Source organism: Fuscovulum sp., from assembly GCA_035192965.1.
Classification (GTDB): Bacteria; Pseudomonadota; Alphaproteobacteria; order Rhodobacterales; family Rhodobacteraceae; genus Paragemmobacter.
Genome location: CP136571.1, coordinates 4142703 through 4160981, shown reverse-complemented (window position 1 = coordinate 4160981; position 18279 = coordinate 4142703). Strand labels below are relative to the sequence as shown.

17 protein-coding genes are annotated in these 18279 nt (G+C 61.2%); 10 read left to right on the top strand and 7 right to left on the bottom strand.

What is annotated here, in order from left to right; all coding sequences use genetic code 11:
• The first annotated feature begins 92 nt into the window (after positions 1 to 92).
• On the top strand, positions 93 to 2627 hold the full coding sequence (locus tag RSE12_20470; protein ID WRH62697.1) for a PAS-domain containing protein: 2535 nt from the start codon (positions 93 to 95) through the stop codon (positions 2625 to 2627).
• An 8-nt stretch (positions 2628 to 2635) separates the two neighbouring features.
• Here the strand turns inward: RSE12_20470 and yaaA are convergent, their stop codons facing one another.
• The 3 genes from yaaA to RSE12_20455 form a co-directional block, all read right to left on the bottom strand.
• Positions 2636 to 3430, bottom strand: a complete 795-nt coding sequence (gene yaaA, locus RSE12_20465; GenBank protein ID WRH62696.1) for a peroxide stress protein YaaA — start codon at positions 3428 to 3430, stop codon at positions 2636 to 2638.
• Between the two features lie 33 nt (positions 3431 to 3463).
• On the bottom strand, positions 3464 to 5506 hold the full coding sequence (gene recQ / locus RSE12_20460) for a DNA helicase RecQ (GenBank protein ID WRH62695.1): 2043 nt from the start codon (positions 5504 to 5506) through the stop codon (positions 3464 to 3466).
• Between the two features lie 63 nt (positions 5507 to 5569).
• Positions 5570 to 5857 (bottom strand): YggT family protein, encoded by a 288-nt coding sequence (locus tag RSE12_20455; protein WRH62694.1) that lies wholly within the window; start codon positions 5855 to 5857, stop codon positions 5570 to 5572.
• 136 nt (positions 5858 to 5993) lie between these two features.
• Here RSE12_20455 and RSE12_20450 point away from each other — a divergent pair, with 136 nt between their 5' ends.
• From RSE12_20450 to RSE12_20420, 7 genes are all read left to right on the top strand, one after another.
• Entirely contained in the window at positions 5994 to 6524 is a 531-nt protein-coding gene (locus RSE12_20450; protein WRH62693.1) for an acyl-CoA thioesterase, read from the top strand.
• A gap of 89 nt (positions 6525 to 6613) precedes the next feature.
• A complete protein-coding gene (locus RSE12_20445) occupies positions 6614 to 7984 on the top strand; it encodes an MFS transporter (GenBank protein WRH62692.1) in 1371 nt (456 codons plus the stop codon).
• On the top strand, positions 7984 to 8871 hold the full coding sequence (mepA, locus tag RSE12_20440) for a penicillin-insensitive murein endopeptidase (protein ID WRH64886.1): 888 nt from the start codon (positions 7984 to 7986) through the stop codon (positions 8869 to 8871). Before RSE12_20445 ends, mepA begins: the two co-directional genes overlap by 1 nt.
• Positions 8844 to 9740, top strand: coding sequence for an esterase-like activity of phytase family protein (locus RSE12_20435; GenBank protein ID WRH62691.1), 897 nt, complete (start codon positions 8844 to 8846; stop codon positions 9738 to 9740). The genes mepA and RSE12_20435 overlap by 28 nt, the downstream gene beginning before the upstream one ends.
• Before the next feature lie 115 nt (positions 9741 to 9855).
• A complete protein-coding gene (locus RSE12_20430; GenBank protein WRH62690.1) occupies positions 9856 to 10479 on the top strand; it encodes a queuosine precursor transporter in 624 nt (207 codons plus the stop codon).
• 258 nt (positions 10480 to 10737) lie between these two features.
• On the top strand, positions 10738 to 11163 hold the full coding sequence (gene arfB, locus RSE12_20425) for an alternative ribosome rescue aminoacyl-tRNA hydrolase ArfB (protein ID WRH62689.1): 426 nt from the start codon (positions 10738 to 10740) through the stop codon (positions 11161 to 11163).
• Positions 11156 to 12094, top strand: coding sequence for a phosphotransferase (locus tag RSE12_20420; protein ID WRH62688.1), 939 nt, complete (start codon positions 11156 to 11158; stop codon positions 12092 to 12094). The genes arfB and RSE12_20420 overlap by 8 nt, the downstream gene beginning before the upstream one ends.
• A 1-nt stretch (position 12095) precedes the next feature.
• On the opposite strand, the gene pncB is transcribed toward RSE12_20420, so the two are convergent.
• Positions 12096 to 13385: a nicotinate phosphoribosyltransferase gene (gene pncB, locus RSE12_20415; protein WRH62687.1), complete on the bottom strand. Its 1290-nt coding sequence runs from the start codon at positions 13383 to 13385 to the stop codon at positions 12096 to 12098.
• Position 13386: 1 nt separating this feature from the next.
• Positions 13387 to 13995: a bifunctional nicotinamidase/pyrazinamidase gene (pncA, locus tag RSE12_20410; protein WRH62686.1), complete on the bottom strand. Its 609-nt coding sequence runs from the start codon at positions 13993 to 13995 to the stop codon at positions 13387 to 13389.
• Between the two features lie 103 nt (positions 13996 to 14098).
• On the opposite strand from pncA, the gene RSE12_20405 reads away from it, so the two are divergent.
• On the top strand, positions 14099 to 15001 hold the full coding sequence (locus RSE12_20405; GenBank protein ID WRH62685.1) for a rhodanese-related sulfurtransferase: 903 nt from the start codon (positions 14099 to 14101) through the stop codon (positions 14999 to 15001).
• On the opposite strand, the gene ugpC is transcribed toward RSE12_20405, so the two are convergent.
• Together ugpC and RSE12_20395 are read right to left on the bottom strand one after the other, a co-directional pair.
• Positions 15002 to 16057 carry a sn-glycerol-3-phosphate ABC transporter ATP-binding protein UgpC gene (gene ugpC / locus RSE12_20400; protein ID WRH62684.1) on the bottom strand — a complete coding sequence of 352 codons (1056 nt, stop codon included), beginning with the start codon at positions 16055 to 16057 and terminating at the stop codon, positions 15002 to 15004. It lies immediately after the preceding gene.
• Between the two features lie 22 nt (positions 16058 to 16079).
• Positions 16080 to 16862 carry an IclR family transcriptional regulator gene (locus RSE12_20395; protein WRH62683.1) on the bottom strand — a complete coding sequence of 261 codons (783 nt, stop codon included), beginning with the start codon at positions 16860 to 16862 and terminating at the stop codon, positions 16080 to 16082.
• Positions 16863 to 16963: 101 nt separating this feature from the next.
• On the opposite strand from RSE12_20395, the gene RSE12_20390 reads away from it, so the two are divergent.
• A complete protein-coding gene (locus RSE12_20390) occupies positions 16964 to 18220 on the top strand; it encodes an extracellular solute-binding protein (protein ID WRH62682.1) in 1257 nt (418 codons plus the stop codon).
• Positions 18221 to 18279 lie beyond the last annotated feature (59 nt).

The window sequence follows — 18279 nt, the reverse complement described above, 5'->3', positions numbered from 1 at the left end:
GCAATGAGTCGTCCGGTTTCCACCGCCGTTTACCGCTGGTTTACCGACCTCGCAGATGCTGGCCAAAGGACCAGCAGGGAATCGCATAGGCCATGACATCGGCAGAAAGACTGGCTCAGGAACGCCGCGCCCGTATGGCGGCGGAGCGGCATCTGGAATGGAAAAGCCGCGAACTCGCCGCGGCCAATGAAAAGCTGGCCTTGCAGGCGCGCGCGCTTTCAGACCTCGTGGTCGAAGAACGCCAATCTGCCCGTGCCGCCCGGTCTGAGGCCGCACGATTGAAGGGGCAGAACGAACGCTATGTCGGCGATCTGGATCGCGCCCACACCACGGCCGTCATGGCCGAGCGCCGCCTTCGCACTTCGATCGACATCATTCGCGACGGCTTCGCCGTCTTTGATGCGGAGAACCGGCTTCTTTTGGCGAACCGCGCCTGGATGCATCCTTTTGCAGAAGGTGCCATCTCGCCCGGCATGGCCTATCGTGACCTGCTGGCCACCGTCGCGCCGCTGTTGCGGCTGGATCAGGAGGTTGACCTCTGGATCGACGCGATGTGTGACCGCATCGCCGGGGATGACATCCCGCCCGTGGAACTTTCCCTTCAATCGGGCCGCTGGATCCGGCTTGAGGATCGGCGCGCCCGCGACGGTGACCGCGTCTGCCTGGCTATCGACATTACAGCCGAAATGCGCCTGCGCGCGGCGGTTGAGGCGATCCCCGATGGATTCGTGATCTTTGACAGCCAGGATCGCCTGATCATGTGCAATCAGCGCTACCGTGATCTGTATGCGCTGTCACATGAACTGATCCGCCCGGGAATACGGTTCGAAGACCTGCTTCGTTCAAGCCTTGGCAACGGCCTGCATGCCGATGCCCTTGGTCGGGAAGAAGCGTGGATCACGGAACGACTGGCGGAGTATCGCGCTGCGTCGGGCGCGGTGGAGCAGCGCTTTACCGATGGCCGCTGGATCCGTGCGCAGGATCACATCACCCCCGATGGCGGCCGTGTCGGTTTGCGCAGCGACATCACCCCCGAACGCGGTGCACAGGAAACCCTGCTTGCTGCCCGCGCCGCGGCCGAGGCTGCAAACCGCGCCAAATCCGCCTTCCTTGCCAACATGAGCCATGAAATCCGCACGCCCATGAACGGCGTCGTCGGCATGGCCGAACTGCTGTGCGGCACCGACCTGACCGAAGAACAGCGCCTGTTTGCCGAAACCATCCGTTCCTCAGGCGAGGCGCTGCTGACGATCATCAACGACATTCTGGACTATTCCAAGATCGAGGCCGGTCATCTGGCATTGCGCCCGGAACCCTTTGATCTTGAGCGTTTGATCCACGAAACGGCCATCCTATTGCAGCCGCAGGCCCGCGCGAAGGGGATCGAACTGCTGACGGATTATGACATGTTCCTGCCAACCCGGCTTGTGGGCGATCCGGGCAGGTTGCGGCAGGTGCTGACCAATCTGATGGGCAATGCGGTGAAGTTCACCCAAACGGGTCATGTCCTTGTACGTGTCGTTGGGATTCAGCCTTTTGATGGCACGGCCCGGCTGCACGTCACGGTGGAAGATACCGGCATCGGCATTGCAACCGAACAGTTGGAACGCATCTTTGACGAATTCACCCAGGTCGATGATGCCGCCAACCGCCGGTACGAAGGCACCGGGCTGGGCCTTGCCATCACCCGCCGCTTGATCACGCGGATGGAAGGGGAGATGTGGGTGGAAAGCGAACCGGGCAGCGGGTCCTGTTTCGGTTTTGCGCTGACCTTGCCCGTGGCGGAAGAGGCGCTTCCGGCCCGAGTGCCCACCAGCCTGCGCCGCCTGCTGCTTTGTGCCGGAAATCCGACCAACCGTACGATCATTGAACGCCAACTGTCCCCGTTCGGCATAGACCTGACCGCCTGCCGCAGCGGGGATGAGGCGCTGGATCGTGCCCTGTCCGGTGTGGATGCCGCCATCCTCGTGGATCACGGAGCGGACAGTCTGGACGGCCTTGCCCTGTGTCGGGCCCTTGCGCATAGGGGCGCGGCACAGCCGCGGATCCTGATGGTCACGCCCGACCACCTGCCCGAGGCCGAGGCCGCAAGGCAGGCGGGTATCCTGCACGAAATCCTTGTCAAACCTGTACTGCGGGCCGATCTGTACCGCGCCCTGACGCGGCAGACGGGCAGCACGATCCCGCTTGCGGCAACCGCATCGCCAGCAACCCGCCGCATGCGCGTGCTGGCCGCCGAAGACAATAAGACCAACCAGCTTGTCCTTGCCAAGATGGTGCGCGACCTGGATCTTGATCTGCGCTTTGCCGACAATGGCCGTCAGGCAGTGGATGTCTGGCAGGACTTCCATCCTGACCTGATCTTCATGGATATCTCTATGCCCGAACTGGACGGCTGCGCCGCATCAAGCGAAATTCGCAGCATCGAGAGCGGGCGCGCCAGGGTGCCGATCATCGCCCTGACTGCGCATGCGATGGAAGATGACAGCGTTCGGTTTCTTGCCGCCGGGATTGACCGCCACCTGACCAAACCATTGCGCAAATCCGCGCTGGTGGAGGTGCTTTTGCATTTCTGCCCGCCTGATGCCGTGCTTGGCCCTGTCGCTGCACAAAGCACCGCAGCCTGACCGGTGTTTCAGGCGGCGACCTCTGCCACCTGATCGCGCAGAAACACCATCCGGTCGACCGTAGACCGGTCCGGCGCAAAGGCATAACCGCCGGTGTCAAATCCGCGCAGATCATCGGCATTGGTCAGTCGATGTTCAGCGATGAACCGCGCCATCGCGCCCCGGGCCTTTTTGGCAAAGAAGGAAATCACCTTTGCCTCTGCCCCACGCCCTTCCAGGAAGACAGGCGTGATTACCCGAATTTTCAACGCCTTGGCGTCCACCGCCCCAAAGTATTCCTGCGAGGCACAGTTCACAAGAATATCCGTTCCCGCTTCGGCCGCTGCGGCGTTCAGCGCCCGCGCGATCCGGTTGCCCCACCAGGCGTAAAGATCGGCGCCTTTGGGGTTTGCCAGCTTGCTGCCCATTTCCAACCGGTAGGGCTGTATCAAATCCAGCGGGCGCAGCAGACCGTAAAGGCCAGACAGGATCCGCAACCGATCCTGTGCCCAGCGCAGCGCATCTGCATCCAGCGACCGCGCTTCCAGTCCGGCATAGGTATCCCCGTCAAAGCAAAACGCCGCAGGCTTCACCGCCGCGGTATCGGGTTTGGCCGAAAAGGCAGCGAACCGTTCCGCGTTCAGTTTGGCCAGCGGTTCGGAAATCGCCATCAGCTTGCGCAGATCGGCCACGCTCAGCCCGCGCGCGATCCGCGCCAGCTTTGCGGCATCGGCGGCAAAGACAGGCTGTGTGGGCTCCAGACCCGCAGGCAGGGCGCGGGGTTCTTCATCCAGCCGTTTCGCGGGGGAAATCACGGTCAACATTGCAGGCTCCTTTACCGAACCATCTAGTTTTGCTCACGCCTCGCGCAAGACATCCAGAAACGCCTGCCCGAACCGTTCAACCTTCTGCTCACCCATGCCTTGAATCCGTTCCAGATCGGATAGGCTGGCAGGTCGCCGTTCGGCGATCAACCGAAGGGTGGAGTGTGTCACGGACAGAAACTTCCCCGTCCCATCTTCGCCCCGCGACAGCGCCAGTTGCGCGTCGGCCAGTCGGTCGAATACTTGCCCGGCAGGCCGCCCGGCAAGCCGCATCCGTTGCGGGTGCAGAATTTCAGCTGCGCCGTTGATCACCTCTAGGAAGGCGGCACCATAGCTTTCCAGCTTTTTCGCCCCCACCCCGGTGATCCCGGCCATCCCATCCAGATCGGCAGGGCGTTTTTCGGCCATCTCGATCAGGGTGCGGTCTGGAAAGATCACATAGGCAGGCACGCCCGCCGCCTCGGCCAGCGCACGGCGCTTGGCCTTCAGGGCCGACAGAAGCGGCGCATCCTCATCGGCCACCAGCGCCCGCACGGCCACCCGTGGCTGAGCCGAGGTGATGGTATCCCGGCGCAGGGTGATGCTTTCCTCCCCCCGCAAGATCGGCCGCGCGGCATCGGTCATCCGCAGCGCGCCATGGCGTTCCGTATCCGGGCGCACCAGATCGCGGCCCATCATTTGCCGGAACACCGCTCCCCATGCGGCCTTGGTCAGATCGCGCCCGACGGCAAAGGTCGGCAACTTGTCATGCCCGCGTTCGCGAACCTTTTCCGTCGCGCTGCCGGTCAGGATGTCGATCAGATGCCCTGCGCCGAACCATTCCCCCGTCCGAAGGATGGCCGACAAGGCCTTTCGCACCGCCTCAGTCGCGTCGAATAGGTCGGCCGGGCGGTCGCAGAGATCGCAATTGCCGCAGGGCGCGGCAGTTTCGCCAAAATAGCCCAGCAGAACCTGACGGCGGCATTTCATCGCCTCGGCCAACCCCAGCAGCGCATTCAGCCGCGCGTGATCGGCGGCCTTGCGGTCGGGTGGGGCAAGGCCTTCGTCAATCTGGCTGCGGCGCAGGCGAATGTCGTCCGGGCCATATAGCGTCATGGTTTCCGCCGCCGCGCCATCGCGGCCTGCGCGACCAATCTCCTGATAATACCCCTCGATCGACTTGGGCAGGTCGGCATGGGCGACCCAGCGGATATCGGGTTTGTCGATCCCCATCCCGAAGGCCACGGTCGCGACCACAATCAGCCCATCCTCGCGCTGAAAGCGCATCTCGACCTGTCGGCGCTCGTCCGGGTCCATCCCACCGTGATAGAAGCAAGCGGCATGCCCCTCTTCGCGCAGGGCCTGTGCCAGCGTTTCGGTCTTGGCCCGCGTGGCGCAGTAGACAATCCCCGATTGCCCCTTTCGCGCAGCGGCAAAACGCAACACTTGCGTACGAGGATTGTCCTTTACCGCAAAGGCAAGGTGGATGTTGGGCCTGTCGAAACCGCGCAGAAAGGTTTCCGGCATCATTCCGTCGAAGAGGCGCGTCACAATTTCGGCCCGCGTTTCCTCATCTGCGGTGGCTGTGAATGCAGCCAACGGTACTCCCAGACTGCGCCGCAACTCGCCGATGCGCAGGTAATCAGGGCGGAAGTCATGGCCCCACTGGCTTACGCAATGCGCTTCATCCACGGCGATCAGGGTGGTTTTGATCCGCCGTAGCATCGGCAGGGTGGCGGCAGAGGCTAAGCGTTCCGGCGCCATGTACAAAAGTTTCAGCCGGCCTTCATCCAGCGCGGCGAAAACCTCTTCCGTCTCGGACTCGGTATTTCCGGATGTCAGGGCCCCCGCTTCAACCCCCGCTTCGCGCAGGGACCGGACCTGATCCCGCATCAGCGCGATCAAGGGGGAGATCACGACCGTAACCCCGTCACGGCACAGGGCGGGCAGTTGAAAGCACAGCGACTTGCCGCCACCCGTGGGCATGATCGCCAACGTGTTCCGCCCGGCGAGAACGGCATCCACAATCTCTTCTTGGCCGGGGCGAAAGCCCGGAAAGCCAAAGATCGATTGAAGAAGCGTCTGCGGTTCAGTCATGGGCCCGGAATCATCAAGCGGCGGGCCAAGGATCGCCCGCGCGCGGTTTACGCAATATCAAGATCAGACGAAGGCCGAGGCGTTGTTGATCAGGATGATCCGCAGCGCATAAACCCCAATCAGCACAACCAGCGGCGCAAGATCCAGCCCGCCCATCTGCGGCAGAACCGACCGGACGCGGGAATAGATCGGCTCCAGGATGCGGTTCAAACCATCCCAAATCTGGGCCACAATCGGCTGGCGCAGGTTAAGCACCTGAAAATTGATCAGCCAGCTCATGATGATATGGGCCAGGATGATCCATTGGGCGATATCCAGGATCAGAAGCAGAATTTGCAGGATCGAGGTCATTCCGGGGCCTCCGCATACTATGGGTTGTGTGCAGAGGTAGCGGCTGGATCGCAAAAGGGCAACGGCCTTCCGCAGCGTTGTGGGTTGACCTTGGCTGTTGCACGGGGCAACCGGGGCCAAGACAGGAGAGTGACCCATGTATCCTTTCTTCCGCATGGCAAAAGAGTTGTGGAAGTTCCGCAACGCGCCGCAGTTGCCGCTGCTGGGCACCCATGTCAGCACGCATCGTTGCTGGCCATGGGATCTTGACCCCTGGGTCGAACTGAACAATGGCCGCACGCTCACGATCTATGACCTTGGGCGCATTCCGCTTGGGATCAGGACCGGATTGAAAGCTGTTCTGCAGGCAAATCGCTGGGGCCTGACGGTGGCGGGAAACACTGTCCGCTATCGTCGCCGCATCCGCGCCTTTGATGTGGTCACGATGCACAGCCGCTGTGTCGGCTGGGATCATCGCTTTCTTTATCTGGAACAGTCGATGTGGAAGGGTGATGACTGCACCAGCCACATGATTTTGCGGTCGGCCATCACATCGCCCGATGGGATCATCGCACCCGAACGCGTGCTTGCCGCGCTGGGCCAGCCCACCGAAAGCCCACCCTTGCCCGCGTTTGTGCAAGCCTGGATCACAGCCGAAGCTACCCGGCCCTGGCCCCCAAATCGCTGATTTATCCCACGGCCATGCAAAGGCTTGGCTTGCGTGACGGGCCATTTCACGATTGACTCTGCGCAAAGACCGCAGGGCAGGGGGCAGGGATGGCAACGGCAGTCAGCGCGAAACGGCGCATCTGGGGTTGGTTCTTTTTCGATTGGGCCAGCCAGCCCTATAACACACTGTTGCTGACCTTCATCTTCGGCCCCTATTTTGCCGAAATCGCCCGTGGCTATTACATGGGCGAGGGCCTGGATGCCGAGGCCGCGGGTGCCGCCGCACAGGCCTATTGGGGTGCCGGGCTTGCCATCGCGTCCGTTGTCGTGGCGATCATCGCTCCGCTCTTGGGTGCGATTGCCGACAGTACGGGTCGTCGGCTGATCTGGGTCTGGTTCTTTTCCGCCTTCTACATCTTTGGCTCTTACGCGCTGTGGTACATCGCGCCGGGCGGCGACAACCTGTTCTGGGCGGTGCTGTTCTTTGGCCTTGGCTTCATCGGGATGGAGTTTGCCACCATCTTCACCAACGCCCTGATGCCCAGTCTGGGTGACCATGACGATCTTGGCGCTGTCAGCGGAAGTGGTTTTGCCTTTGGCTATCTGGGTGGCGTGCTGGCCTTGGCGATCATGCTGGCATTGTTTGCCGAAAACAGTGCGACAGGAAAAACCCTGATCGGGATTGATCCGCTTTTCGGGCTGGATCCCGAGGCACGAGAAGGCACCCGCGCCGTCGGCCCATTCACGGCGATCTGGTATCTGGTTTTCATGATCCCGTTCTTTCTTTGGGTGAAGGAACCGCATACCGAACGCCGCCCGCTGAACTTGTCGGCCGCTTTCTCCAGCCTGCGTGATCTGCTGGCATCCTTGCGGTATCGGGGCAGCCTTTCGGCTTACCTCGCCTCATCGCTGTTCTATCGCGATGCGCTGAATGCCCTTTACGGCTTTGGCGGGGTCTATGCCTCGGGCGTGCTGGGGTGGGAGATCACGCAGATCGGCGTCTTTGGCGTGGTCGGGGCCGTCACAGCCATGATCGCCTCATGGATCGGGGGAAAGGCGGACCGTCGCTTTGGTCCGAAACCGGTGATCGCGTTCTGCATCGTCGTGCTGATCTGCGTCTGCATCATCATCGTCGGCATGACCCGCGAAAGCCTGTGGGGCATCTCACTGGATCCGGCAGGTGGCATGTCTGACCAGATCTTTTTTGCTTGCGGTGCGCTGATCGGCGCGGCGGGTGGTGCGCTACAGGCGGCGAGCCGCACGCTGATGGTGCGCCACACCACCCCTGACCGCGCGACCGAGGCGTTCGGACTTTATGCCTTGTCGGGCAAGGTGGCCAGCTTCATCTCGCCCGCTCTGATCGCACTGGTAACCGCGGTCAGCGGATCGCAGCGCATCGGCATCTCTCCGCTGATCGTGATGTTCCTGATCGGCCTTGTTCTGCTATTCTTCGTACGCGCAAGGGGCGAACAGATATGATTTTCAGGCTTTTGACAGTGCTTGTTCTTGCCGTTTCGGCTGCGCTGTCCGTGCAGGCGGAAACCAAGGCGAACCAGTTATTCGGCGCTGTCAGCACTGCATCCGATAGCCGACCCATGCCCTATGGCAGCTATGCCAAGGGCTGTGCGGATGGTCTGGTCCAACTGCCCGAAACCGGGCCGACATGGCAGGCCATGCGCCTGTCGCGCAACCGCAACTGGGGCCATCCGGTGATGATCGACTTTTTGGTCGAACTCAGCCAATCCGCACGTCAGATCGGTTGGGCTGGCCTTTACATCGGTGACATCAGCCAGCCACGCGGTGGCCCGATGACAAGCGGCCATGCCAGCCACCAGATCGGGCTGGATGCCGATATCTGGATGCTGCCTCCCCGTCGCCTTGACCTAAGCCGCGCCGAGCGGGAAGAGATTTCGTCGATCCCCGTGCGGTCCGCCGATCAGCGTAGCATCACGGAAAACTGGACCCCCCGGCATCAGGCCGTGATGCGGGCCGCTGCGTTGGACCCGCGTGTGGACCGCGTCTTTGTGGCGGCTGCCGTGAAGATCGAGATGTGCCGCACCGCGACGCGGGCAGATCGCAAATGGTTGCAGAAGATCCGTCCGATCCAAGGCCATGACACGCATTTCCATGTCCGTCTGAAATGCCCCCGTGGCGCGCGGCACTGCGAAACGCAGACCCCCACGGTCAGCGAACTTTCAAATGGTGGCGATGGCTGTGATGACACGCTGATGTGGTGGGTGTCGGAAGAATATCTGAACCCCAAACCCGACCCAAATGCTGAACCCGCGCCGCGCCAGCGTGGCGCACGCGATTACACTCTTGCCGATTTGCCCAGACAATGCCGAAACGTCCTCACCTCGCCCTGATGGCGGGGGCGTTTCTGGTTCTTGGCCTGCAGGGCAGCGCCAGCCAGACCTTGCCGGCAGGATTGGTCGGCGCGTTCCCCTGGCGGATGGATGACCCGAATTTCGGCGGATTGTCGGCCATCGAACTGGCAGAAGACGGCATGTCCTTCATCGCCCTATCGGATCGGGGGGCCTGGACACGGGGGCAGATCACCCGCGACGACGTGGGGCGCATCACCGCGGTCGACGCCCGCCCAATGCGCTTTTTGCGCGGCCGGTTTGAGGCGCCGCTGGATCCCGGTCGCAATGACTCCGAAGGTATGGCCGTCGCGGCGGATGGCACGGTCTATGTGTCTTTTGAAAACATCGCCCGTGTCCTGCGATATCAAGCGATCGACGGTCCGGCCCAGAATCTGATCACCCCGCGCGAATTTGGCCGAATGCAGCGCAACTCGGCGCTGGAGGCGCTGGCCATCGGCCCGGACGGGACACTCTATACCCTTCCCGAACGGTCCGGCGAACTGGAACGTCCCTTCCCCATCTGGCGTTATCGTGATGGCGTATGGGATCAACCCTTTGGCCTGCGCCGCGATGGTGGGTATCTTGCCGTTGGGGCGGATTTCGGCCCGGATGGGCGCCTTTACCTGCTGGAGCGTGAGTTTCACGGTCTGGCCGGGTTTTCCAGCCGCGTCCGCAGCTTTGCAGTGTCAGAAACGGAACTGTCAGACGAGCGGACCGATCTGGAAACCCAGCCCGGTCAGCATGACAATCTGGAAGGCATTTCTGTCTGGCGCGGTCCGGATGCCGCGATCTGGCTGACGCTGCTCGCCGATGACAATTTCAACTTCTTTCAATCAACCGAAATCGTTGAATATCGGCTGACCGATTGACGCGGTCGCCATAGCACCCCTGTTGACAGCGGGATGGCCGGGGCGTAGGGGGCGCGCGTCCCCCGATGCGCGGGGGGCCAAGTCTCCGCGACCTTGTCAAAACGGAAAAACAGACATGACCCGCATTTCGCTTTATGGCGTGCTCGCCATGGCCATCGTCGTGGTGGCCTCTAACATCCTTGTCCAGCATCCTATCGGCACCTGGCTTACTTGGGGTGCCTTTACCTACCCGCTGGCCTTTCTCGTCTCGGATATCGTGAACCGCCTCGAAGGCCCGGCTGCCGCGCGTCGCGTGGTCTATGCGGGCTTTGTTGTAGGCCTTGCCTGCTCTGCTGTTGGCACGCAAATCATGGGTGAGTTCGGCCCTCTGGTCACCCTGCGCGTTGCTATCGGATCGGCCATCGCCTTCCTGCTGGCACAGCTTCTGGATATCGTCATCTTTGATCGCCTTCGCCGTCAGGCGTGGTGGAAGGCGCCGTTCATTTCCACCTTCGTAGGCTCCACGCTCGACACGGCGATCTTTTTCACCATCGCATTCTCGGCCTCGCTCAGCTTCATCGAGCCGGGCAATGATGTGTCTTGGGCTGCCGAAGCCGTGCCGCTTCTGGGGGTGGGAACTTCGGTCCCGTTCTGGGTGTCGCTGGGCGTTGCGGACTGGTGCGTGAAGATTGCCGTTGATCTGATCGCCCTGTTGCCGTTCCGCTTTGCGATCCGCCATATAGGCGCAAGGGTAGCGTGATTTGTTTTGACAAACACAAAATCTGTGTCACGTTTGCCCTACTAGCAACCCATTTGAAAGGAGGTGATCCAGTGTCTAGAGCTACATTGGAGAGAGGTGTCGGGACAGTCAGGGGGCGTGTTTTCTGAAGGCAGCCCTTCAGTCGACAAACCATCTGATTGGGCTTGAAACCTAACTGGCCCATCTCCTTGGATCTCGGAAAGGGTCGCCGCGCAGGCGACCCTTTCTCTTGTGAAACATCAGCCAAAAACCGCGCCCATGCTTCGCATCACCGACGACATCGCTATCGCCGATTGGGAGCTGTCCGAACAGTTCATGCGCGCCTCGGGGCCGGGCGGGCAGAATGTGAACAAGGTATCAACCGCCGTCGAATTGCGGTTTGAAGCCGAGCGATCCCCGCAGCTTTCCGGCCCGGTCAAAACCCGCCTGAAGCGCCTTGCAGGCCGAAAGTGGACGACCGAAGGCGCCATTGTTATTCAGGTCGATGAAACCAGGTCACAGGCCCGAAACCGTGAAATCGCCCGTGAAAGGCTGGCCGATCTGATCCGTCAGGCGCTCGTCGCCCCAAAGCGGCGGATCGCCACCAAGCCGACGCTGGGCAGCCAACGCCGCCGCCTTGCCGCCAAATCAGTGCGGGGCGAGGTTAAATCGCTGCGCGGCAAGATTGACGGCGAGAATGACTGATCCTATGCGTGAAGATGCGGAAGAGGCCGCCGCGCTTTGGGATGCCCGTCTGCTGCGCCTGATTCTGGCGCGTGAGAATGCCGTTTTCGAAATCGCACTTCCCGGCGGTGATCGTGCGGCGCTACGGCTGCATCGCAGGGGATATCAGGGTGCAGCGGCCATCGCGTCCGAGCTTTGGTGGTGCGCAGAACTTGCCACCTTGGGCTTGCCGGTTCCCCGACCAATCACGTCTTTGCAGAAGCGCGTTCTGGAAACCCTATCCTCTGGCCGCCACGCCAGCGTCGTGGCTTGGCTTGATGGTGTGGCGATGGGCACGGCGGGCCAACCCTTTGCCGACAGCATCGCGGAACAGATCGACCGGCATTTCCGGCTGGGGCAGCTTCTGCGCCGGGTACATGAGGCGAGCGAGGGTCTTGTATTGCCAGTCGACTTCACCCGCCCGCGCTGGGATGCCGACGGTCTGGTTGGCGAGCTGCCCTTCTGGGGCCGTTTCTGGGACCACCCCGCCGCACAACCTGACCAATCTGCCGTGCTGATCGCCGCGCGTGACGTCCTGCGCATGGAACTGCCCCGCCACGCCGCGGCAGGTGGCAAAAGCGGGCTGATCCATGCTGATGTGCTACGTGAGAACGTGCTGCTGTCAGAAGCGGGCCTGTCCCTGATCGACTTTGACGACAGCGGTTTCGGCTTTCATCTTTATGATCTGGGCACCGTCCTTTCGCAGAACCAATACGAACCCGCCCGCGATGATCTGCGTGATGCGCTGATGGCGGGATATGGGACCGATGCCGTAGACATGGTCGAGCTTTTCACGATGGCGCGCATCATGGCCTCGGTCGGTTGGACCATGCCGCGACTTGCCCCGGATGACCCGATCCATCGCAGCCATCTGGCCCGCGCAGTGATGTGCGCCCGCCGCGTTCTGGGCTAGGCTACACCGTCACCGCCATCGCCGCCTGCTCGCCAACGCCAAAGATCCGCTTATATCGCGCGATCTCGTCCTGCGGGCCCATCGCCTTGTTGGGGTTGTCCGACAGCTTCACTGTCGGGCGGCCATTTGCCGAAACCGCCTTGCAGACAAGGCTGAACGGCGCAAGCCGGTCACCCGCCAAGCCCCGGAAATCATTCGTCAGCATCGTGCCCCAGCCGAAACTGACCTTGACCCGCCCGTGAAACTTGCGGTGCAACTCTTCGATCTTTTCGACATCAAGACCATCGGAAAAGATCACCAGCTTTTGCGTCGGGTCCTCGCCCCGTGCTTTCCACCAGCGGATCGCGGTTTCCGCCCCGGCGGCAGGATCGCCCGAATCGATCCGTATCCCCGTCCAAGCCGCCAACCAATCGGGTGCATTGCGCAAAAAGCCTTCGGTCCCATAGGTATCGGGCAGAATGACGCGCAGATTACCGTCATGCTCTTCATGCCAGTCGGCCAGCACTTGGTAGGGGGCTTGGGCCAGTTCCGCGTCACTGTTGGACAGGGCCGAATAGACCATCGGCAATTCATGCGCGTTCGTGCCGATCGCCTCGATATCCCGCTTCATCGCGATGCGGCAATTCGAGGTGCCGATGAATTTCTCGCCCAACCCTTCCTGCATGGCCTGAACGCACCAATCCTGCCACAGGAAAGAATGCCGCCGCCGCGTGCCAAAATCCGCGATCTTCAGCGTATCCAGTGCCTTCAGCCGCTCGATCTTTTCCCAAAGCCGGGTCATGGCGCGCGCATAGAGCACTTGCAGTTCAAACTTGCCCATCCCTTTCAGCACGGCGCGCGACCGCAATTCCATCAGAACCGCCAGCGCCGGGATTTCCCACAGCATCACCTCGGGCCACTTGCCTTCAAAGGTCAGCTCATACTGACCATCGCGCTTTTCAAGATGATAGGGCGGCAGAAGCAGCCCTTCGAACCATTCCATGAAATCGGGCCGGAACATCTGGCGCTTGCCATAGAACATGTTCCCGCGCAGCCATGTGCTTTCGCCGCGCGACAGGGACAGCGACCTGACATGATCCAGCTGTTCGCGCAATTCGCCTTCGTCGATCAGTTCCGCAAGGCGCACACTTGAGGACCGGTTGATCAGCGAAAAGGTGACGGTCGTTTCCGGCTTGTTCCGGAAAATCGACTGACACATCAGCAGTTTGTAGAAATCGGTGTCGATCAGAGACCGGACGATCGGATCGATCTTCCAGTTATGGTTGTGCACCCGAGAGGCAATATCGACCACGTCAGTCCTCCAACGCGACGCCGGCTGCGCGCAAGTCATTCACCATCCGTGCCAGCGATCCGCCAAGGTCAATGCCCCGGCAAGCCCCCAGCAGAACCGTCGCTGCAAAACCCAGACGGGCGGCATCCAGTGCGGAATAGGCAACGCAAAAGTCGGTAGCAAGGCCAACAAACGTGACGCCCGCCACGCCACGGCTGCGCAGATAGCCTTCTAGGCCGGTGGGTGTTGTGCGGTCATTTTCGAAGAATGCGGAATAGCTGTCGATCGCGGGGCGAAATCCCTTGCGGATGATCAAGTTTGCTGGATCCGTCCGCAGTGCAGGGTGAAACAGGGCGCCATCGCTGCCTTGAATACAGTGGTCGGGCCACAGTGTCTGTTCCCCATAAGGCATTGTCACGGTGTCGAATGCAGCCTTGCCGGGATGGTTGGAGGCAAAGGAGGAATGCGTAGGCGGATGCCAATCCTGTGTGAGCACCACAACCGAAAACTCGGCCATCAGGGTATTCACGCGCGGAATGATCACGTCCCCCTCGGCCACCGCCAAGGCACCGCCGGGGCAGAAGTCATTCTGGATGTCGATCACGATCAGCGCTTGATCTGCGGCACGCATGGCGGTCCTCGCGGCGGTATATTCAACCCTGCGTAGGAAACCCCCGCCCTTGCGTCAATGGGAGGCGCTTGAATTCGCGGGGAAATGGGGGCATCCCCCGGATATGCTGATCGTCGCCGCCCTGTATCACTTCACCCGATTTGCCGATCCGGCCGCTCTGCGCGCGCCGCTGCTGGACTGCGCTTTGCGCAATGGCGTCAGGGGATCACTTCTGCTGGCGAGTGAAGGCATCAACGGCACCATCGCCGGAACGCGGCTGGGGATTGATACGGTTCTGGCCCATATCCGCACCTTGCCCGGCTGTGCCGATCTGGAATGGAAGGAAAGCCCCGCATCCGAGATGCCTTATGGCAAGATGAAAGTCCGCCTGAAGCGCGAGATCGTGACAATGGGCCAGCCCAACGTAGACCCGAAATCGCGTGTGGGCCATTACGTCGATGCGGCCGATTGGAATGATCTGATCGCATCGCCCGATGTTGCGGTGATCGACACGCGGAATGACTACGAGGTGGCCATCGGAACTTTTGCCGGTGCCGTCGACCCCGGCACCCGGTCCTTCAGCGAATTTCCGCAGTGGTGGGAAGCCAACCGTGACCGTTTTCACAACAAGCGGATCGCGATGTTCTGCACGGGCGGCATCCGCTGCGAAAAATCCACAAACTGGCTGCTGCAACAGGGCGTGTCAGAGGTGTTCCACCTGAAAGGTGGCATCCTGAAATACCTTGAAACTGTCCCCGAGGATCGCTCGCTCTGGCAGGGGGAGTGTTTTGTTTTCGACAAGCGGGTTTCTGTCGGTCACGGTCTGTTGCCCGGCGATCTTTCGGCTTGCGGGGCCTGCCGTCGCCCCGTCACGCCGGAGGCGCGTCTGGACCCTGCCTATGAGGAGGGTGTTTCCTGCCCCGCCTGCAAGGATGAATACAGCGCTGCAGATCGTGCGCGTTTTCGCGAACGCCAGCATCAGATGAAATTGGCCGAGGCACGGGGAGAGCCGCACCTCGGCGCGTGATCACCGAAGGCGTTTGCCATCGGCATCAAAGAACAGCGCGTCCTTGGCATCAAAGGCAATCCCGACGGTGCTTCCCATCGGCGGTGTGACATCCCCTTTCGTTTCGATCACCAGCTTTTCGCCAGTGGTGGCCGAAACGTGAATGAAGCTGACGCCACCCAGCGCCTCGGTCATTTCCACCCGGTGGGAAGTGCCTTCGGTCACCCGCAGGTGTTGGGGCCGCAGGCCGATCTCGACGCTGGAACCGGTAGAGGGGAGCCCGCCAGAAAAAGCCACGGTTGCGCCCAAGGCTGGCGCGTTCGCACCGTGTGCGCCGTCCACCTTGGCTGCGACGAAATTCATCGCAGGGCTGCCGATAAACCCGGCCACAAAGCGGTTGTCCGGGTTGTGATACAGTTCCAGCGGCTTGCCGACCTGTTCCACCCGCCCTTTGCGCAGCACAACGATCTTGTCGGCCAGCGTCATCGCCTCGACCTGATCATGGGTCACATAGATCATCGTCGCGCCAATCTCGCGGTGCAGGCGGGCGATTTCCACCCGCATCTCCACCCGCAATTCAGCATCTAGGTTGGACAGCGGTTCATCGAAAAGAAACACCTCTGGCCCGCGCACGATGGCGCGTCCGATGGCCACGCGCTGGCGTTGCCCACCAGACAGTGCCTTGGGCTTACGCGACAAAAGCTCTTCCAGCTTCAGAATCCGCGCCGCTTCGGCGACCTTTTTATCCGTTTCGGCCTTGGGATGGCCGGTCATCTTCAGGCCAAAGCCCATGTTTTCGGCCACTGTCATATGCGGGTAAAGTGCGTAGGTCTGAAATACCATCGCCACGCCGCGTTCGGATGGGTCCACCTGCGTTACATCCCGGTTCCCGATCCGAATGGCGCCGTCCGACGTTTCCTCCAGCCCGGCTACCATGCGCAACAAGGTGGACTTGCCACAGCCCGACGGGCCGACAAAGACGCAGAACTCGCCGTCTTCGATTGTCAGATCGACCCCGTGGATGACCTGTGCCTCGCCGAATCGTTTGACGACCTTCTGTAGAACCACTCCCGACATCCGCGTCCCCCCTTGAATTCCGTTAAGTCTGTTCTGGAAAGCGCCAGCTTTCCGCTTCGGCAGCGATGCGTGCTGCCGTTTCCTTGATCTGGTCTGACCCGGTTTCCAGTTCCGCAATCGACGTGCGTGCCGTGGTCGATGTAACTGACAACGCGCCGATCACGCGCCCTGTGCGCGTCAGAATCGGCACCGCGCAGCAAATGATTCCCGGTTCATGCTCTTCGCGGTCGAAGGCGTGGCCGCGCTGGCGAATCGCCTCCAACTCGGCCTTCAGCTTGCTTTCTGTATCCAATGTCTGCGTCGTGAACCGGTGAAAACTTTGCCGCTGGATCGCGCGTTCCAAAGCTTCGGCCGACAGGTAAGCCAGCATCGCTTTGCCAACCCCGGTGCAGTAGGCAGGCCCCACCTTTCCGGCCTGTGCGAACATCTCAACCGGCTTGGCCGCATTGCGTTTGTCGACATACAGAACCTGGCCATTGTCCATCTGCGCCAGATGGATGGTTTCGCCGGTTTCTTCTGCAAGTTCATCAAGATAGGGCCGCGCAATCGGGGCCAGGGACGAGGTTGCCCAAGCCGCATGTGCAAGCCGAACCAGCCTTACGCCAAGCGCGTAGGTCTGACGGTCGGCGTCATAGGCCAGCATCCCCTGATGGGTCAATGTCTGGATCAAACGGTACAGGGTTGCTTTGGGATAAGCCGACACTGTGAGCAGTTCCGAAAACCGCACAGGGTGTCCGGCGGCTGCGACCATGTCGAGCACATCCAGCGCCTTGCCTACCGTTCCGTCACCCTGTTCTGCCGACATCGCGTTCCCATGCGTTCCTGTTGACAGCTTAAACGATAGGCAGCATAGTTTTCAATATTCAAGACTAAGTTTCACATAATGGAACCAACCGGGAGGAAACCATGGTCCATAGAAAAGCGGGCGCGGCAGCGCTGGTGGCGGCATTGCTGATGTCGACATCGGCCATTGCGCAGGACAAACGCGTCGTCACCTGGAATGCGGACTACGATCCGATTCCGCTTGCGGCCACCGAAGCGCTGATTGCTGATTTCGAGGCCGCAAACCCCGAGATCGACGTCCAGCTGACGAATTTCGATCACGAAGGGTACAAGAACGCGATCCGCAACTTCCTGACCGCCGATCCGCCGGATCTGGCCAACTGGTATGCCGCAAACCGGATGCGCCCCTTCGTCGAGGCCGGTCTGTTTGCCGACATCTCTGATGTCTGGGCTGCAAATGGGCTGAACGAAGCGCTGGCGTCTTCGGTGCCTTCGTCCACGATTGACGGCAAGCAGTATGCAATCCCCTACACCTACTATCAGTGGGGCATCTACTATAACCGCGACGCTTACGCTGCTGCAGGCGTCGAGCCGCCGGCCGCTGACGCAACCGTTGATTGGGCGACCTTCATCGCCAACTGCGAAAAGTTCAAAGCCGCAGGCATTGACTGCGTGACCACCGGTTCGGTCGCAAAGTGGCCGGTCGCGGGCATCTTCGATTACCTGTCCCTGCGCACCAACGGCTATCAGTTCCACGCTGACCTCGCCGCTGGCAAAATCTCGTGGACTTCGCCCGAAGCACGCGCCGTGTTTGCCGAATTTGCCAAGTTGCAGCCCTATGTCACCGAAAATCATGCTGCGATCGACTGGCAGGATGCGGCGGCAATCTTCACGCAGGGCAAGGCTGCGCACTACGTCATGGGCAACTTCGCCGTTGGCGTCTTCAAAGAAGGCGGGATGACGAACGACAATCTCGGCTTCATGGTTTTCCCGGAAATCACCCCCGGTATCGCACGGGCCGAAGAAGCACCGACGGACACCATCCACCTGACTTCGGGCGCCAAGAACCCGGAAGATGCAAAGCTGTTCCTTGCCTACATGGCCTCGGCAGAAGCGCAGTCCAAGTGGAACGCAGCGGTTGGCCAACTGCCGACCAACGCGAACGCAACCGTCGATGCGGCTGACCCCTTCCTGACCGAAGGCTTTGCCTCGCTTTCCACGGCAACGGGTGGCATTGCCCAGTTCTGGGATCGTGACGCAGATGCCGAATATGCCAGCCTTGGCATGGACGGCTTCCAGCAGTTCCTTGTTCAGCCTGAAGAGCTTGAGGCGATCCTTGAGCGGCTGGAACAGGCACGTCTGCGCCTCTTCCCGCAGTGATCTGATACCCCGGGCGTCCCCATCCTGTGGGGGCGCCCGTTTTCCGTTTTGCAGGGGGG

Bases quoted from the DNA above. Each gene is read 5' to 3' on its own strand.
- RSE12_20470 (WRH62697.1), top strand. From the start codon at position 93: ATGACATCGGCAGAAAGACTGGCTCAGGAACGCCGCGCCCGTATGGCG.
- yaaA (WRH62696.1), bottom strand. From the start codon at position 3,430: ATGTTGACCGTGATTTCCCCCGCGAAACGGCTGGATGAAGAACCCCGC.
- recQ (WRH62695.1), bottom strand. From the start codon at position 5,506: ATGACTGAACCGCAGACGCTTCTTCAATCGATCTTTGGCTTTCCGGGC.
- RSE12_20455 (WRH62694.1), bottom strand. From the start codon at position 5,857: ATGACCTCGATCCTGCAAATTCTGCTTCTGATCCTGGATATCGCCCAA.
- RSE12_20450 (WRH62693.1), top strand. From the start codon at position 5,994: ATGTATCCTTTCTTCCGCATGGCAAAAGAGTTGTGGAAGTTCCGCAAC.
- RSE12_20445 (WRH62692.1), top strand. From the start codon at position 6,614: ATGGCAACGGCAGTCAGCGCGAAACGGCGCATCTGGGGTTGGTTCTTT.
- RSE12_20435 (WRH62691.1), top strand. From the start codon at position 8,844: ATGCCGAAACGTCCTCACCTCGCCCTGATGGCGGGGGCGTTTCTGGTT.
- RSE12_20430 (WRH62690.1), top strand. From the start codon at position 9,856: ATGACCCGCATTTCGCTTTATGGCGTGCTCGCCATGGCCATCGTCGTG.
- arfB (WRH62689.1), top strand. From the start codon at position 10,738: ATGCTTCGCATCACCGACGACATCGCTATCGCCGATTGGGAGCTGTCC.
- RSE12_20420 (WRH62688.1), top strand. From the start codon at position 11,156: ATGACTGATCCTATGCGTGAAGATGCGGAAGAGGCCGCCGCGCTTTGG.
- pncA (WRH62686.1), bottom strand. From the start codon at position 13,995: ATGCGTGCCGCAGATCAAGCGCTGATCGTGATCGACATCCAGAATGAC.
- RSE12_20405 (WRH62685.1), top strand. From the start codon at position 14,099: ATGCTGATCGTCGCCGCCCTGTATCACTTCACCCGATTTGCCGATCCG.
- ugpC (WRH62684.1), bottom strand. From the start codon at position 16,057: ATGTCGGGAGTGGTTCTACAGAAGGTCGTCAAACGATTCGGCGAGGCA.
- RSE12_20395 (WRH62683.1), bottom strand. From the start codon at position 16,862: ATGTCGGCAGAACAGGGTGACGGAACGGTAGGCAAGGCGCTGGATGTG.
- RSE12_20390 (WRH62682.1), top strand. From the start codon at position 16,964: ATGGTCCATAGAAAAGCGGGCGCGGCAGCGCTGGTGGCGGCATTGCTG.